17 protein-coding genes are annotated in these 16,634 nt (G+C 54.5%); 1 reads left to right on the forward strand and 16 read right to left on the reverse strand.

What is annotated here, in order from left to right; all coding sequences use genetic code 11:
* Positions 1–3: 3 nt before the first annotated feature.
* The 7 genes from ACEWZM_RS00115 to ACEWZM_RS00145 form a co-directional block, all read right to left on the reverse strand.
* The gene (locus ACEWZM_RS00115; RefSeq protein WP_414004507.1) at positions 4–1,002 is read right to left on the reverse strand and encodes a zinc-dependent alcohol dehydrogenase; all 999 of its coding nucleotides are present in this window, start codon (positions 1,000–1,002) and stop codon (positions 4–6) included.
* The gene (locus ACEWZM_RS00120) at positions 999–1,760 is read right to left on the reverse strand and encodes an SDR family NAD(P)-dependent oxidoreductase (RefSeq protein ID WP_414004508.1); all 762 of its coding nucleotides are present in this window, start codon (positions 1,758–1,760) and stop codon (positions 999–1,001) included. The genes ACEWZM_RS00115 and ACEWZM_RS00120 overlap by 4 nt, the downstream gene beginning before the upstream one ends.
* Positions 1,753–3,060: a histidinol dehydrogenase gene (gene hisD, locus ACEWZM_RS00125; RefSeq protein WP_414004509.1), complete on the reverse strand. Its 1,308-nt coding sequence runs from the start codon at positions 3,058–3,060 to the stop codon at positions 1,753–1,755. The genes ACEWZM_RS00120 and hisD overlap by 8 nt, the downstream gene beginning before the upstream one ends.
* Before the next feature lie 10 nt (positions 3,061–3,070).
* Entirely contained in the window at positions 3,071–4,399 is a 1,329-nt protein-coding gene (locus ACEWZM_RS00130; protein WP_414004510.1) for a TRAP transporter large permease, read from the reverse strand.
* A gap of 11 nt (positions 4,400–4,410) precedes the next feature.
* Entirely contained in the window at positions 4,411–4,923 is a 513-nt protein-coding gene (locus ACEWZM_RS00135) for a TRAP transporter small permease (protein ID WP_414004511.1), read from the reverse strand.
* Positions 4,924–5,023: 100 nt separating this feature from the next.
* Positions 5,024–6,172: a TRAP transporter substrate-binding protein gene (locus ACEWZM_RS00140; RefSeq protein WP_414004512.1), complete on the reverse strand. Its 1,149-nt coding sequence runs from the start codon at positions 6,170–6,172 to the stop codon at positions 5,024–5,026.
* Between the two features lie 21 nt (positions 6,173–6,193).
* On the reverse strand, positions 6,194–6,385 hold the full coding sequence (locus tag ACEWZM_RS00145; RefSeq protein ID WP_414004513.1) for a hypothetical protein: 192 nt from the start codon (positions 6,383–6,385) through the stop codon (positions 6,194–6,196).
* A 158-nt stretch (positions 6,386–6,543) separates the two neighbouring features.
* Here ACEWZM_RS00145 and ACEWZM_RS00150 point away from each other — a divergent pair, with 158 nt between their 5' ends.
* On the forward strand, positions 6,544–7,572 hold the full coding sequence (locus tag ACEWZM_RS00150; protein WP_414004514.1) for a LacI family DNA-binding transcriptional regulator: 1,029 nt from the start codon (positions 6,544–6,546) through the stop codon (positions 7,570–7,572).
* 290 nt (positions 7,573–7,862) lie between these two features.
* On the opposite strand, the gene ACEWZM_RS00155 is transcribed toward ACEWZM_RS00150, so the two are convergent.
* From ACEWZM_RS00155 to ACEWZM_RS00195, 9 genes are all read right to left on the reverse strand, one after another.
* Positions 7,863–8,834, reverse strand: coding sequence for an aldo/keto reductase (locus ACEWZM_RS00155; protein ID WP_414007909.1), 972 nt, complete (start codon positions 8,832–8,834; stop codon positions 7,863–7,865).
* Positions 8,834–10,123 (reverse strand): L-fuconate dehydratase, encoded by a 1,290-nt coding sequence (locus ACEWZM_RS00160; RefSeq protein ID WP_414004515.1) that lies wholly within the window; start codon positions 10,121–10,123, stop codon positions 8,834–8,836. The genes ACEWZM_RS00155 and ACEWZM_RS00160 overlap by 1 nt, the downstream gene beginning before the upstream one ends.
* Positions 10,120–10,965, reverse strand: coding sequence for a fumarylacetoacetate hydrolase family protein (locus ACEWZM_RS00165; protein ID WP_414004516.1), 846 nt, complete (start codon positions 10,963–10,965; stop codon positions 10,120–10,122). The genes ACEWZM_RS00160 and ACEWZM_RS00165 overlap by 4 nt, the downstream gene beginning before the upstream one ends.
* An 18-nt stretch (positions 10,966–10,983) precedes the next feature.
* Complete coding sequence (locus ACEWZM_RS00170) at positions 10,984–11,721, reverse strand: SDR family oxidoreductase (protein ID WP_414004517.1); 738 nt, start codon at positions 11,719–11,721, stop codon at positions 10,984–10,986.
* Positions 11,721–12,557: an amidohydrolase family protein gene (locus ACEWZM_RS00175; RefSeq protein WP_414004518.1), complete on the reverse strand. Its 837-nt coding sequence runs from the start codon at positions 12,555–12,557 to the stop codon at positions 11,721–11,723. Before ACEWZM_RS00175 ends, ACEWZM_RS00170 begins: the two co-directional genes overlap by 1 nt.
* Positions 12,554–12,982 carry an RbsD/FucU family protein gene (locus ACEWZM_RS00180; protein WP_414004519.1) on the reverse strand — a complete coding sequence of 143 codons (429 nt, stop codon included), beginning with the start codon at positions 12,980–12,982 and terminating at the stop codon, positions 12,554–12,556. Before ACEWZM_RS00180 ends, ACEWZM_RS00175 begins: the two co-directional genes overlap by 4 nt.
* A gap of 126 nt (positions 12,983–13,108) precedes the next feature.
* Positions 13,109–14,053, reverse strand: coding sequence for an ABC transporter substrate-binding protein (locus tag ACEWZM_RS00185; RefSeq protein ID WP_414004520.1), 945 nt, complete (start codon positions 14,051–14,053; stop codon positions 13,109–13,111).
* A gap of 45 nt (positions 14,054–14,098) precedes the next feature.
* Positions 14,099–15,106, reverse strand: a complete 1,008-nt coding sequence (locus tag ACEWZM_RS00190) for an ABC transporter permease (protein ID WP_414004521.1) — start codon at positions 15,104–15,106, stop codon at positions 14,099–14,101.
* Positions 15,103–16,617 (reverse strand): sugar ABC transporter ATP-binding protein, encoded by a 1,515-nt coding sequence (locus ACEWZM_RS00195; protein ID WP_414004522.1) that lies wholly within the window; start codon positions 16,615–16,617, stop codon positions 15,103–15,105. Before ACEWZM_RS00195 ends, ACEWZM_RS00190 begins: the two co-directional genes overlap by 4 nt.
* Positions 16,618–16,634: the final 17 nt, after the last annotated feature.

Raw genomic sequence — 16,634 nt, forward strand, 5'->3', positions numbered from 1 at the left:
GGCTCAGTTCCTTTCTGGAGCGGCTGTTGGGACAAGCAGAATTTTCGGCTCGGCTACGGCACCATTGCGAATATCCTCAAAGGCCCCCCCGCCATCTGCGAGGGACCGATGGTCGGTCCAGTCCAATGCACCAAGTCGCTGCTCAAAAATGGCATGCGCCGTCTGCCGAAAATCTTCTGCGGTATAGGTATAGGTACCGACGAAAGTCACTTCCTGAAGCGTCATTCGGCGGATATCCAGACCGCCTTGATCCTCGCCCAAACCGATATGGCCAATCACGCCTCCAGGCCGGACGCAGGCCGAGGCAGCGGCACGCGTTGATGTATATCCAACCCCGTCTATGACAAGATCAAACAGCCCATTCTCCGGCGCAGTCTCCAGCACAGTCTGACTACAGACGTCTATTAGATAGGTTCGCCGTGCCGGGTTGGGCTCTACGATTGTAACATCATCTATGCCCTGTGCCTTCAGGCTGAGTGCAGCCCCCAGACCGATGGCTCCGCCGCCCAAGACCAACGCCCTGTTGTGTGCACCGTAGAGAACAGCCAGAGATCGCCGCACCGTATGCCAACCGCAGGCGATGGGTTCAGCCAAGGCGGCTTGGGATAGTGACACAGTATCTGGCACCTTGACTAGATTTGTACCGGGTATCGCCAGGAACTCTGCAAATCCTCCCTCACGCGGCGGCATCGAAATGATCTGGCGCTTCGGGCACAAGTTGTCGTACCCCTCCCTGCAGGCTGGACAGGTACCGCAGGTGACCAAAGGATTGACCGTCACCCGCTCACCATCGCGTGGACCGCCCTCAATAACACCCGCAACTTCGTGACCAAGGATCAAGGGTGCAGGACGTCGATCGTCATGCCCAAGGTAGGCGTGCATGTCTGAACCGCAAATCCCGACACAACAAACCCGAACCAAATGGTCACCCTCCCCTACAGTTGGAGGTGGCACATCAAGATAACTTAGCTGCTCGGGACCAGTATATACTAACGCCTTCATTTTGCTGTAAAACCTCCGTCGACCATCAGCACCTGACCGGTCACATAGGCTGAAGCATCAGAACACAAGAACAACAACGGGCCATCAAGGTCCTGCAACTCACCATTACGCCCTATGCAGGTTTGAGCAGCATTGGCTGCCGCACGGGCGGGATCATCAAAGACGGCTGCCGTCAGTTCCGTTTCAAAGAAACCAGGCCCGATTGCATTTGCCGTGATACCATGTGGCGACCAAGCTTCCGCCATGGCGCGGGTGAGTTGGGCAATCCCCGCTTTGCTTGCGCCGTAGGCGATGCCTCCAGGAAAGGCCCGCGAGGTTTGTAGCGACGCAAAGTTGACGATCCGGCCCCATCCCCTGCCCTTCATCGACGGTGCTAGATATTGGCTAAGGAAAAATGGGGTTGATAGGTTCAAACTCAAAGTAACGTCCCACCCGTCGGGGGTAACGTCATCGGCGGCCTGACGTGTGTTGATACCTGCAGCGTGGATCAGGATATCCGGCGCTCCGAATGGTTTGCTGACCTCCTGCGCCAAATCTCCCAACCCATCACGGTTTGAGACGTCACATGTTACTGCGCTGGTCTCGCCGCCTGCCTCAGCCTGCCATTCGGCCAAAGCATCACTGCGGCGGGCCACACCGACTACTCTCGCGCCTGCCTGTGCCAGAACCGTAGCCGCGTGGCGACCGAGTCCAGAGCTCGCACCAGTCACGCAAGCGACTTTACCGCGCACTGAAAACTGCTCTCGACGCTCACCCATTTGCTGTTAGGTCGAAAGTTTCATCCGGAAAGTATTTCGCCAAACGAACGTCTGCGGCACGGGCATGTCCTTCCATGCCTTCCAGTCGGGAAATGCGCGCGGTGGCTTCGGCGACCGGTTTGGAGCCTTCGCGTGTGGCCCGCTGCCAAGTAACGATTTTCATATACTTGTGGACGGACAACCCCCCTGTGTAATTGGCCGCACCAGAGGTGGGCAATACATGGTTTGTCCCTGCTGCCTTATCGCCATAAGATACAGTGGTTTCTTCACCAAGAAACAATGAGCCGTAACATGTCAGTCGCTCCAGCCACCAATCCAGATCCTCAGCCTGAACAGTCAGATGTTCGGGCGCATAATCATCTGAAGTTGCCGCCATTTCTTCGCGATCTGCACAGACAATGACCTCGGCATAGTCTCGCCACGCAGCTGTTGCATTTTCACGGTTCACCTCGGGCAAGTCATCGATCAACGCAGGCACACGAGACATAACATCCAGGGCCAAGGCCCGGTCACCCGTGACCAGCCAGACCGGCGAATTGTAGCCGTGTTCTGCCTGACTAACGAGGTCAGTGGCAACGATATGCGGATCTGCGGTCTTGTCAGCCAGTATCAGACTATCTGTCGGCCCTGCGATCATGTCGATACCAACGCGGCCAAAGAGGATGCGTTTTGCTTCCGCAACAAACTGGTTGCCCGGACCAACCAATATGTTGGCCTTGGGTAAGCCAAACAGACCAAAAGTCATTGCTGCAATGCCCTGCACCCCTCCCATGGCCATGATTTTATCCGCGCCACAGATATGCGCGGCATAGACAATCGCGGGGGCAATCCCAATACCCGGACGCGGCGGGGAACAGCAGGTGATATGCTTGCAACCCGCAACTTTAGCTGTTGTCACTGTCATAATCGCGCTGGCCACGTGGCTGTAACGCCCGCCCGGCGCGTAACAGCCAGCAGCATCTACCGGTATCGCTTTTTGGCCTGCGATAAGCCCCGGAACAATTTCGTATTCAACATCTGCCACAGTAGATTTCTGCTTCTCGGCAAATCGTTTGACATTGTCGTGGGCAAACTGGATGTCAGCCTTCAATTTCTCCGGCACCGATCGGCATGCGGCCTCGATCTCTTCGGCGCTCAACAGAACACTGCCATCGTATTTGTCGAACTTGGCCGCATAGTCCAAGGCTGCGGCATCACCGCCGGCCTCGATGTCAGACAGGATTTTTACCACCGTGTCATGCACATCTGACGCATTCGATCTGGACGTCAAAGATGCTTTCTTAAGGTAGTCACGAGCCATTTTATGGATCCTATTTGTAGATATCGGGAAGCAAGGATGTCGAGATTGCGGGCACATAGGCGATCAGCAGGACGACAAGCAGCATGAAGAACACAAAAGGCACAGCGCGGGCCGCAATCTTGAGAATGGATTCACCGGTTATGCCTGACACCACAAAAAGGTTGAGCCCGAGCGGTGGGGTGATAAAGCCGACGCCCAGTGCAGTGATCATCATGATACAGAATTGGATCTCGTTCATGCCGATGTTGTCAGCCAGAGGCTTCAGGATCGGCGCGAGGATCACAATATTCGGAGTGGTTTCCATAACGCAGCCGGCAGCGATCAGGATGCCAATCATCAACAGGATCAGAACGTAAGGATCCTCAGTCAACGAGGTCACAGCGGTGACAAATCCCTGAGGCACCCCCATGATGGCAAGCGCTTCGGCCAAGGGGGCAGAAAATGCGATGATCGGTAAAATAATGCCGTTCACCTTTGCAGAGCTTACCAGCATCGCCGGGAAATCCGCCAATTTCAGTGTGCCGAGGATAAAACCCATTATGATGGTAACGACTACAGCAGTTGCGCCGGCTTCTGTTGGGGTAAGGCGGCCGGAAAAGATGCCGTAAAAGATAATTCCGGGAACAATGAACGCATACCAGTCGGAAGCGAGGGCGCGGCGCAGGTTCGTGAACCACTCGCCGACACTCATATTGCCGCCGCCCTCATAGCCGTAGACCCGGTTCACCACGATATTCGTAACGAGGATCGCGATTAGGATCGCAAGGCCAGGGATTAGGGCCGCCAGAAATAGGGTCGATGCCGATATGCCCAGTACAAGGCCAATAATAATATATGCAATGGACGGCGGGATCAGGATGCCAGTACAGGCACCTGCGGCCACCAGCGCACAGGCATAGGGGCGTGGGTAGCCGCTTTCGACCAATCGCGCGATGGTCATCCGACCAACGGCTGCAGCACCAGCCGCGTCAGAACCAGATATGGCAGCAAACATTCCGCAGACCAGAACCGTCGCCGACCCAAAGCCTCCCTTCGCCCAGCAGGTCAGCGCCTCTGCCACATTCAAAAATTTGCGGCTTAGACCAGTGCGAACCAGCACGTCTCCGGTCAGGATGAACAGCGGTACAGCCGTCAGCGCAAAGGCGTCTATGCCTGTAAACAGGCTCTCACCGACCAGGCTGAGCGGCAGATCTCCGGACATGACCAGCATAAGAATAGCCGCCGACCCGATAGAGGCCCAAACAGGCACGGCCATTGCAATGAGCCCGACAAAAAGAATGACAGGCAGATAGAAATCCCAACCAAGTTCAACCGTTTGCTGAAGATTATTCCAGAGCATGATGTTATCCCTCAATCAAACAGTTTGTCGCCTTCGTAGACGGCGGTGCCATCACGAAGCGATCGGAGATCCCGCAGGAGCGATTGGGTGAGCCGGAAAATCATCAATCCGAAACCCACAGGGACTGCAGCAAGAAACCAAACTTTTGATATGCGAAGACCGTCCGTCACCGACCCAAATTTGGCAGACACCAGAACGGTTTCGAACGACCAATAAAGGGCCACTATGGCTACGACGAACATCACCAAATCACCGAAGATGTAGACGGCCGCCTTTGGTCGGTTCCCAAGGTAGTGCAATAAGACATCAATGCGGATATGAGCCCGCTCCTTCACTGCCGCGGCAGCGCCAATCCAGGCAAGATAGATAAACGAGTATCGAACGATCTCTTCACCCCAGATCGATGAGTACGAAAAAACTTCCCGGCGAAGCACTTCGATTGCCATTGTGGCGACAAGCATCACGTAAAAGACCAACAGGAGCCAACGCTCGGCATTCTGATCTATGTTTCTGAGAAACTTCATCACGGGCCTCGACGGCTAATGGTGAGGGGACCGACGTGGAGACAAACGTCGGTTCATGCAGAAATGTGGGAGCCCCCAACGGGCCCCCAACGTGCGTTATTTATGCGTCGTGGACGAAGTACTTGCCTTGCGTCCCAGCGGCCTCTTCCAGCTTGGCAAACGAATCCATGGACCCAGCGAGCTCTTTCTTGAACTCATCCCACTCCGGCCGCTGATAGCCACCTGCTGCCTGCCATTCCGACAATTGGTCATCGCTCAGCGAATGAAATTCCACACCGGATTTTGCCAGCTCGGACATCGCATAGGCCCGCGCCGACGGCACTTTGGAGAGGTTCTGATGCGCGGTCATCTCAGAACCCCACATGACCCCTTCTTGCACATCTGCAGGCAAGCTGTTGAACCATTCCAGATTGCACGAATAGACTTGGCTGTCTGGCACGGCTTGGGTGAAGGTGACATGGCTAAGGATATCCTTGAAGCCAAAGACATAGAGTGCGCCCACCGAAGGATCGAGCGCATCAGCGACGCCCTGCTTGATCGCCGATGGTGTCTCGCCCCAGGCGACCGGCGTGGGGTTTGCCCCAACGAGACGGTAGTATTGCTGCAGCATCTTAGAGCCGGGAACGCGAAATTTGACGCCGTTGAGATCCGCCGGAGAAAGCACCGCTCCGGCGCCACCTTTGCGGACAGCAACAACGCGAGGATCAATATTCACATAGAACAATGCCTTAAAGCCAGCGGCTTCGACTTTGGGATGAACTTCAGTTTTCCAATGATCGGAGTTCACCAGATTGGTGAAACGTTGATTGGAACCGCAGAGGTACGGCATATTGATCAAATCGACGGTAGAGGCGAAAGGGGCAAAATTTGACAGCGAATGCTGTGCTGCCTGAATGGTTCCACCCTGAACCTTTTGCACCAATGCGCCGCCGGCCCCCAATTGCCCGCCAGGTGCAAGTTTCACATAAACCTTACCGTTCGTGGCGTTCTGAATGTTCTCTTTGAGGTCCAGCTGCATGATTGGATAGCTGCGCGACGCTCCCAAAACATAGGCTGTGGCCAATGTCATGATATGTGCGGCAGCCTGTTCGCGCTCACGCTCTTCTTTGTTTGTTTGGGCAACGGCCTCTGTGGACCAAAGCGTGCCTGCGGCACCAGCCACCAACGCAGCTGTGAAACTGCCCGTACCGGCCAGTTTTAAAAAGTTACGGCGCGACGCCGAAGCGAGTTCTTTGTTGTTCCGGTCCATGTTTTCCTCCCGATGGACAGTTCAGCGCTGTTGCTCTTTGGCTTTTTTTTCAGCAGCTTCCCTTTGCAAAATTGCCGCCACAAAAATTACCGAAGCAGCGAGCAAAAACAGCATTTCGGACACGTCCCCCAGGAACCCTCCTAATCCCATGGATCCCAAAGCCACATTCGTACCGAACAAAGCGAAAAGAATAAGGGCTAGGATCAAAAGCATCGATTTCTCCGGGAAAACAGTGAAAAGCTTGATTCGCAGGACTAATGTAAGCGCTTACACCGACGCCGTGCAAGCGCTTACATCAATGATCGAAGACAAGACCAACTAGATTTCAGAGATGGGGTGTGAAAAACTAACAAACACGTTACAGAGCCAGAATGATGAGCAATGACGAGAACAACGGCCGAACCCCTACCCTAGCCGACGTCGCACGGCTTGCCGGTGTGTCCACGGCTACGGTGTCGCGCTATCTGAACTCACCGGACCGGGTCATTGAGGAAACACGCAAAAAAGTCGGGAATGCTGTGCTAGAACTTGGCTACGCGCCAAATTTTAATGCCCGTGCGCTAGCTGCGAAACGGACCAACACAATTGGCGCGATCATCCCGACGATGGAAAACGCCATTTTTGCCCGCGGATTGCAAGCATTTCAAGAAGAGCTGGGACGCAGTGGGATCACCCTGCTGGTTGCATCCTCTTCCTACCAAACGGAGCTTGAAGAAGAGCAGATCCGTACTTTGGTGTCGCGCGGCGCCGACGGAATTTTGCTTATCGGATTCCACCGCGACCCCAAGATTTATGAGTTCCTCAAGCGCCAGAATGTCCCGGTTGTTGTGGCCTGGGTTTTTGATCAGAATGCCAAAGTCTCGACCGTCGGCTTTGATAATTACGAAGCGATGAAAGCCTTGGCCGATAAGGTAATCAGTATGGGGCATCGCCGCATTGCAACGATTACTGCCAGCCCCGAGGGTAATGATAGAGCCAGTGAGCGCCTAAGAGGCATTCGTGCCTCGATGACTGGGGCAGGCATTCCCGAAACGGAGCTGTCGATTGTTGAAGCTGAATATGGAATTGACGAAGGTGGTGCGGCGCTAGAAGAGCTCTTGCGCCAGTCTGTCCGGCCCTCTGTAGTTATTTGCGGCAACGATGTTTTGGCTGTTGGAGCAATCGCCAAGGCGCAGGAATTAGGCTTGCGCGTTCCCGAGGATATTTCGGTGACTGGTTTTGACGACATAGAGATTGCGAAAATTTCATCGCCAGCACTAACCACTGTCCACGTCCCACACCGGCGCATGGGCAAGGAGGCCGCAAATATTCTTATTGGCCTCGTCAACGCTACTCAGACCCAGAGTAGTGTGTTGATTGAAACATCTTTGGTCATGCGGACCTCACTGGGCAAAGCCTGATCTAAGACGTGGGATCGACGAAGTCGCGCGGTTGAATCGCTAACTTGGCTATTTACATCCACCTGTGACAGCTCATTCAACCGTTAAGGCTCGTGATCAGGGTGCCGCACTGCCTCCTCAAAGCGGCGCCGAGCCCAAGCCTCTGAATTGAGATATCGCAGCAAACGTTCACTGAGAGAACAGTCGCTGTCCTGAAACCAGACGACCTGCGATGTGACAAACAAGGACCGTGTTAGATTTCGGGACCATTGATCGCCAACGAGACATGATCTGATGGTGGGAGCACTGAACTAGAGTGTGAACGTCTGAGCAAAACCTTCTGGTGGTACGTGTTCTAATGCCGCTAAATTGCTCAATAGCATCGAAGCTTCCGCGGTTCCAATAAGAACGGATGCAGACTGTGGGTGGCATTTTGCGAATTGAAGTGCTGCCGTTGAAAGAGGTACTGACAGGCTTTCTGCCTTTGCCTGAAGCTCTGTCACGGCTGCCAGAACGTCGCCCGACGCCGGCCCATAGTCATATGTCGCGCCTTCAATTGGCCCTGTTGCGAGGACGCCTGAGTTGAACACACCGCCTAGTACCAGCGAAGTGCCAGCCGCGTGGCACATGGGCACCAGTGTTTCTTCGGCAGAGCGATCAAGCAATGTCAGACGCCCTGCGAGCAAGATCACGTCCAAAGGGTGGTCTTTCATAATCTCTATGCAGATCTCGTTCTCGTTCACGCCCAAGCCGATAGCTCCGATCGCGCCCTTTTCTTTCAGCCGAACAAGACGTTCATATCCGTCGCCCAAGAACGCATCCATGTGCGCGGCGTTATCGGTCCCGTGCGTATATGTGCCGATGTCATGCACATAGACGATATCGATGTAGGTGCTGCCAAGGCGTGACCGACTGCCCTCAAGGGCGGATTCAATCCCGTCGCCAGAGTAGTCGTAGCGCATATCGTTGGGCAGCGGATTGATATAACTATCCGCTTCAGCCCGCTGCGCGCCTGCCGACAAAACCCGGCCGACCTTTGTCGAAAGTGCGTAGTCATCGCGAGGTTTATTGACCAGAAACCGCCCCAACCGTTGTTCTGAACGCCCGCGCCCATAGTGGGGAGCGGTGTCAAAATAACGTATGTCACTCCTCCACGCGCTGTCTAGCACGGCTTGGGCTTCAGCCTCCGTGGCCTCGCGGTAGAGATTCCCGATCGACGCGCAGCCGAATGCCACAGATGTGACGCTGACTTTGGTTTGTCCGATTTGACGAAGCTCAAACATCACTCAGCGGCAATCTTGGGTCGAAACGTATAATCCGCAATAGATTGCGGTTTCATCTCGATAGAAAATCCGGGCAAGGATGGGGCCGTATAAGCGCCGTTCTGCACCACGCAAGGATCAACGAAGTGCTCGTGCAAATGATCCACAAACTCGATCCGCTTGCTGTCTTTTTCGCCAGTGATAGTAATGTAGTCAATCATCGACATATGTTGCACATATTCGCATAGGCCCACGCCGCCCGCGTGTGGCCAAACCGGCAAATCGTATTTCGCAGCCATCAGCATCACTGCCAGAACTTCGTTCAATCCGCCCATCCGACAGCTGTCGATTTGGACGATATCAATAGCGCCTTCCTTAATGAACTGCTTGAACATGATCCGGTTTTGGCACATCTCGCCTGTAGCCACTTTGATGGGTGCGATCGCCTCGCGGATCGTTCTATGCCCGGACACGTCGTCGGGCGAGGTCGGTTCCTCCATGAAGAATGGCTTGGCAAACGCCAATTCCTTGATCCAGTCTATCGCTTGATCAACCTCCCACACCTGATTGGCATCGATCATGATATTCATGTCCCAGCCAAGTTCTTCGCGGGCAATCGTCAGGCGGCGAATGTCGTCCTCCAGGTCACGGCCCACTTTGAACTTTGTATGGGTAAAGCCCGCGTCTTTGGCCTCTCGGCACAGGCGGCGTAGCTTGTCGTCGGGGTAGCCAAGCCAGCCTGCCGAGGTGGTGTAGCACGGATAGCCTTCGGCCTTGAGTTTGGTGACGCGATCCGCCTTGCCCGCCTCGGCGCGCTTCAGAATTTCGAGCGCCTCTTCGGGGGTCAAAGCATCGGTCATATACCGAAAATCGACCAGCTGAACGATCTCTTCAGGCGACATTTCGGACACCAGCTCCCAGACTGGTTTACAAGCTTCTTTAGCCCACAAATCCCAGGCGGCATTGACCACCGCACCCGTTGCCAAATGGATCGCGCCCTTGTCGGGACCAATCCAGCGCAGTTGACTGTCAGATGTCACATGCCGCCAGAACCGGCCCATGTCCTCTTTAATCCAATCCAGATCAAGCCCCACAAGACGGTCCCGCAGAGCATGAATTGCTGCGACACAAATCTCATTCCCGCGCCCGATGGTAAAGGTCAGCCCGTGACCCTCGTGCGGGCCGTCGGTTTCCAGAACCACATAGGCCGCCGAATAATCAGGGTCAGGGTTCATCGCATCCGAGCCATCAAGGCTTTCAGACGTCGGAAAGCGCAGGTCGTGGGTGCGTAGATTGGTGATCGTAGTCATGCAGAGGCCTGTACGTTCTGGCGTTGGATGCCGAGACCTTCGATGCCCAATTCCATCTTATCGCCCGGCTTTAGGTAGGTTTCTGGATTCTGCCCCATGCCCACGCCCGGAGGCGTGCCGGTCGAGATCACATCGCCCGCCTGCAACGACATGAACTGCGACAAATGCGAAATTACGGTAGCGACGCTAAAGTGCATCGTCTTGGTGCTGCCGTCCTGATAGCGATGACCATTGACCTCAAGGTACATTGGCAGGTTCTGAGGGTCAGAAACCTCATCTCGGGTGACGAGCCAAGGCCCGATTGGCCCAAAGGTATCAGCTGATTTGCCCTTCACCCATTGACCGGACCGATGGATTTGAAAGTCACGTTCGGACAGATCATTCACGACACAATAGCCCGCGACATGATCCAGTGCATCGGCCTCGGTCACGTATTTCGTTTGCTTGCCAATAACCACGCCCAGCTCGACCTCCCAATCGGTTTTGACTGAGCCCCGAGGGATATCAACGGTGTCGTTTGATCCGATGATCGAAGACGTGGCCTTAAAGAAGATCACAGGTTCTTGCGGCAATTCCATGCCAGCTTCAGCAGCGTGATCGGCATAGTTTAAACCGATGCAAATGAACTTGCCCACGTTGCCGACGCAAGGCCCGATGCGAGGGTCCCCACCCACCAAAGGCAAGGTGGTTGGATCAAGATTACGCAGTTTTGCAAGGCTTGCATCATCCAGAACCGGCCCTGCGAGATCAGATATCACCCCTGAAAGGTCGCGGATCTGTTCGTTCGCATCCAAGAGGCCGGGTTTTTCGTGGCCAGCAGGCCCATAGCGTAGTAGTTTCATAAGTCTCTCCGATAAATCTCAAATTGCCCAGCCGCCGTCGATGACGTGGCATTGTCCCGTTGTGAACGCCGCGTCGTCGCTGGCCAGGTAAAGTGCGAGGGCGGCTATTTCTACGGCCGTGCCAATGCGCCCCATGGGCTGGCGTTCGATAAATGCTTTGAGTGCTGAGTCATAATCGCCTGTGTCGCGCAGTCGTTGGTGCATTGATGGGCTATCGACCGTGCCGGGACAGATTGCATTGCAGCGAATGTTCTGCGTGACGTAGTCCGCCGCCACCGCCTTGGTTAACCCAATGACCGCCGCTTTGGACGCACAATATGCAAGCCGGTTTGGCACGCCTTTTATAGATGATGCCACGGAGGACATGTTGATGATCGACCCACCGTCCCGTGCAATCATACCGGGCAAAACCAGTTTGATTAGCCGGTACTGCGCCTTTACATTCAGGTCGAAGCTGAAATCCCAATCATCCTCGGCACAGTTCAAAATCGTCCCATTAGCCACATAGCCTGCGCAGTTGAAGAGAGTGTCCAGCTTGCCGATATTGGCAATGAACGCGGTGACGGCGGCGCCATCCAACACGTCCAGCACATGCGTCTCGATCCCATCAGTCGGACCAATCTTTGACAGGCTTGCGACGTTGATATCCGTCGCAATCACCCGTGCGCCTTGCTGCGCGAACATCTCAGCCGTAGCCCGACCAATGCCTTGACCTGCTGCCGTAATCAGCGCTGTTTTTCCATCTAATCGTCCCATCAGGCCGCTCCTTTTATTCTATAGATACGTGCTGCGTTTCCGCCTAATATCGCGTCCCTGTCGGTCTCATTCAGATCTTTCAAGATTTGATCTGTGGCGGCGCACCAGTCGTCATATGCGCAGGCCAGAGTGCAGACAGGCCAATCGCTGCCCCAGATCATCCGGGTAGGACCAAAGTGATCCAGCAGGTGCTCGACATATGGTCTTAACTGCGAAACGGTCCAATCCTTGGCGGCCTCTGTGACCAAACCCGAGAGTTTCACGGCAACGGATGTATTTTGGGCCAATGACACCATATTGGCCGCCCATTCGTTGAACTGACCAGCGGCAATTTCCGGCTTTGCGGCGTGGTCGATCACGATGCTCAGATCCGGGTGGTCTCGCACTAATTCTTGCAAGTTAGGCAGGTGTTTGGGCAAGACAAGCGCGTCAAAGGCAAGCTCTGAGGTGGCCATTGCCCGAAAGATGGGCGTGTGCGTTTTCGACAGCATCCAATCGACATCCGAGATGTCTTGGATCATTGGACGCAGGCCAACAAATTTTGGGTGGGTGGCAAGCCGGGTTATTTGCCCGATAGCGTCTGGTGCTTCAAAATCTACCCATCCGACAACGCCAAGGATGAAGGGATTGTCATCAGCCAGCCCAAGCATAAATTCGGTTTCTGCAATTGTTGGTGCAGCCTGCACCAAAACCGTGCCCTCAACACCATTGACGCGTAATACTGGTGCAAGATCGGCGGGTAAAAAGTCGCGGTAAAGGGGTGGCAACTCTGGCGTCAGCCATCCATAGTCCCCACGCGCAAGGGCCCAAAAATGCTGATGCGCGTCGATCTTCATTCTATCACGCCTTTGGTGAGAATGATATTGCCGTAAAGCCGACGTTCTCCAGTCTGGACCACAGCAAAAGCGGATTTAGCTAGTTCATAAAACGCAAACCGTTCTATCGACTGGATCGGCTGTGGTGCGTCAGCTACGTTGTCAATAATGCGTTGGAAATCCTCGACAGTCTCTGGCACAGCGTCCGCATCGCTTACGACCTGCATACATCTGACCGGATCATCTGTATAAGTATCCAGTGGCATAACAGACAGGACCGCGTTCAGCATCATCGACGCATCCGACCCGTCCGCCCGGATGCAACGGGGGCCAATCCTCTCAGCCGGAAAATTTGCGTCTGCCAGAACGATAAAGTCCCCGTGCCCCATTGCGCGCAGGGCATGCAGCAAATCGGGCGAGAGAAGAGGATTGATATTTCGAAGCATGGCAGCGTGCGCTTTCAAAAGTGTTCATATTGACGTCTTACGCTGAGCAGGTTCGCGGGGCGCAAGTGTCGCGTTTCAATGAATGAGCGCAGCCCGAATTGACCGGGCTGCGATGCAAATTATTATTTAGTCGTATAACACCGCCGCGACCTTTGGATCGTCGATATTGCTGGCGTCGTAGTAGTAAAAACCAGTGTCGATCAGCGGGGCAACAGCTTCACCGTTGGCGGCCATTAAAGCGGCTTTCACCGTTTCATATCCAATGCCAACCGGGTTTTGTGTAATTGCGCCCGTCATCAGACCAGATCGGATTGCGTTCTTCTGAGCAGCGCCGGAATCGTAACCGATCACGACCACGCCCTCAGCGCCGTTTTCGCTTACACCATTCACAACGCCGATTGCAGAGCCTTCGTTGGTGCCAAAGATACCTTTCAGGTCAGGGTTGGCTGTCAGGATCGACTTTGTGATCTCTGTCGATTGCAACTGATCACCGGCACCGTACTGGACAGTGACGACTTCGATGCCGGGGTGTTTCGCGATTTCGTTCAAGAAACCATCGCGGCGGTCAATGCCCGTACGGCTCGTTTGGTCATGTGCCACGACAGCAACTTTGCCTTCACCACCAATGAATTCGGCCATTTTGGCAGCGGCCATGCCAGCCGCAGCCGCATTATCTGTGGTGCAGGTGCTGACCGGAATGTCGCTGTCGACACCGCTGTCAAATGCGACAATCGGAATGCCTGCGTCCTGGGCTTGGCGCAAAAGCGGAATGGCCGCTTGGCTGTCCAATGCTGCGAAACCAATCGCTGCAGGTGATTTGGCCAAGGCAGCAGCCAGCATGTCGATCTGGCGATCAACCTGAGCTTCGGAATCTGGACCTTCAAATGTCATCTCAACACCGAATTCGGCAGCAGCTTGATCTGCGCCGGCCTTAACAGCCTGCCAGAATTGGTGCTGAAAACCCTTGGAAATCAGCGGAATAAGTTTGGTTTCCTGACCAATAGCGACCGTGGCTTGCGCCATGACGAGACCGGCACCCATTGTGCCCATTACTTGTCTTCTATTCATCATTTTCTAGTTCCTCCCATTTGAAATTATGCTTAATTCTCGGCCGGTTTAGTTGGCCTTTTGTCGTCTCATGATATCTGCGTAGACAGCGAGAATAATGATCGCGCCCGTGACAACGGTTTGCCATTCTTGTGGAACAGACAATATGCGCAAACCATTCAACAAAACGGCCATTATCAACGCCCCGATGAGTGTCCCAAGGATTGTGCCGCGCCCCCCCGACAAGGACGTGCCGCCAATCACAACGGCGGCAATAGCCTCCAGTTCATAGCCAAGTCCAAGGGCTGGTTGCGCGGAGTTCAGGCGCGAGGCAATCAAAAGGCCAGCAATGCCAACAATTGCGCCAGACAAGCTGTAGATGGCGATTTTCCAACGATCCGTGTTCACGCCAGACAAGCGCACAGCTTCTTCGTTGCTGCCCAATGCAAAGCAATAGCGCCCCAAAACCGTGCGGCTAAGAATATAGGAGACGGCACCGGCGACCAGAAACAAGATCAAGACGCCATTGGGGATCGGAACAGCTGGGAAAATTTCACCTATCAGCGAGCCGCGGGAAATCTTGTCAAAACCCGGCGTGTCATTGAAATAGATCGGACGCGTGCCAGACACCACCAGTGACAATCCCTTGAGAATGAGCATCAAACCCAAAGTCGCAATGAAAGGCGGGATTTTCATCTTGGCAACCAGCGTTCCCGAGATAAAGCCAGCCAATGTCCCCGTCGCAATCGCGGCAGCAACGCCAAGCGGCAAAGGCAGTCCAAGATTGGTCAACACCACACCCGTCATCACGGCTGTAAATGTCATCAAAGTGCCGACAGATAGATCGATACCGCCTGTAATGATCACAAGGGTTGCAGCAATTGCCAACACGCCATTGACCGACGTGGCCTGCAAAATCGCGATCATATTCGAGGTCTGCATGAAGTTGGGCGAGGCAATGCTGAACGCGATCAAAAGCAACACGAGACTGGCGAAGGCGAGCAATTTTTGAAAGGCACCGCTTGCGGTCAGCTTCCGCAAAGCACTGGCGGGCGCATCCTGGCTCATCACTGTCATTGGATGGGTTCCTTAGTTTTGTCGGTCTGGGTCGCGAGTTCCATGATGTTTTCTTGTGTCGCGCCATCGCGTGGCAGGATGCCGGTCAGGCGGCCTTCGCACATGACTGCGATACGATGGGACAGTCGTAAAACTTCGGGAAGCTCAGATGAGATAACGATGATCGCCCGCCCTTGTGCGGCGAGGTCTTCCAACAGATCATAAATTTCGGATTTTGCGCCCACGTCGATGCCACGTGTTGGCTCATCAAAGATCAGCACATCGCAATCGCGCAATAGCCATTTCGCGATGACGACCTTTTGTTGGTTTCCACCTGAAAGCAGCCGGACATCCTGCATATCTGAAGGTGTCCGAATGCCGAGTTGATCAATGTACTTAAGCGCGGTTTCCTTCATTGCTGCCTCGTTCAACACGCCCATAGAGTTTGTAAACCAGGACATATTTGCCATCGCGATATTCGCGCGAACCGTCATATCCACAGCAAGACCAAAGTGCTTGCGATCCTCTGACAGATATCCAATGCCCGCCTGAACCGCCTCATTCGGAGAGCGAATGTTCACGGGCTGACCTTGAACCAATATGTCGCCAGCCTCGCGGGGATCAGCCCCGAAGATAATACGAGCCACCTCGGTGCGACCTGCGCCCATTAGGCCTGCAAACCCCAGGATTTCCCCCTTGCGCACATCAAAGCTGACATCCTTTACAACGGAACCACGCGATAGGTTGCGCACCTCAAGGGCAATGGGGCTCTGCGAAAGATCGGAGATGTTTGACTCGTCGTGTGTTACTTCGCGGCCAACCATCAATTGAATGATCTTAGACAATGGCGTCTCGGCGGCTTGCACCGTGTCGATATACGCCCCATCCCGAAGAATCGTGACGCGATCTGCGATGCGCTTTATTTCGTCCATCCGGTGGCTGATATAGACAATCCCCACACCATCAGCTTTCAGCTTTGCAATTACTTTGAATAGCTCATTGATCTCTGTGTCATTCAGCGCCGCCGTCGGTTCGTCCATGATCAGGCAGCGTGGGTTGTATGACAGCGTCTTCGCGATTTCTATCAACTGCTGGCGGGCTACTGTCTGAGTTCCGACCAGTGTGCGCGGATCCATACTCAGGTTGAGCGATTTGAAAATCTCCGAAGCCTGCGCATTCAGCGCGGCCTCATCCAGTCGACCAAAGCGAAGGCGTGGTTCACGCCCGATAAGAACGTTTTGTGCTGCTGTAAGATCGTTCATCAGACTCAATTCCTGGTGAATGATCCCGATACCCAGATCTTGTGCAGCCCGCGGCCCTTTGGGGGCAATGGGTTTGCCATCAACGTACATTTCGCCTTCGTCGCGAGCATAGATGCCGGACATGATTTTCATCAAAGTCGACTTGCCCGCGCCATTCTCCCCCATCAATGCGTGGACTTCGCCGGGGCGCAGGTCGAACTGAACATCCTTTAGGGCATGGACGCCTGGGAACCGTTTTTGGATTCCCCTCATCTCCACCAAGTTTGTCATGCGTACAGCCCTCCCAA

The organism is Phaeobacter cretensis (genome assembly GCF_047372505.1).
Classification (GTDB): domain Bacteria; phylum Pseudomonadota; class Alphaproteobacteria; order Rhodobacterales; family Rhodobacteraceae; genus Phaeobacter; species Phaeobacter cretensis.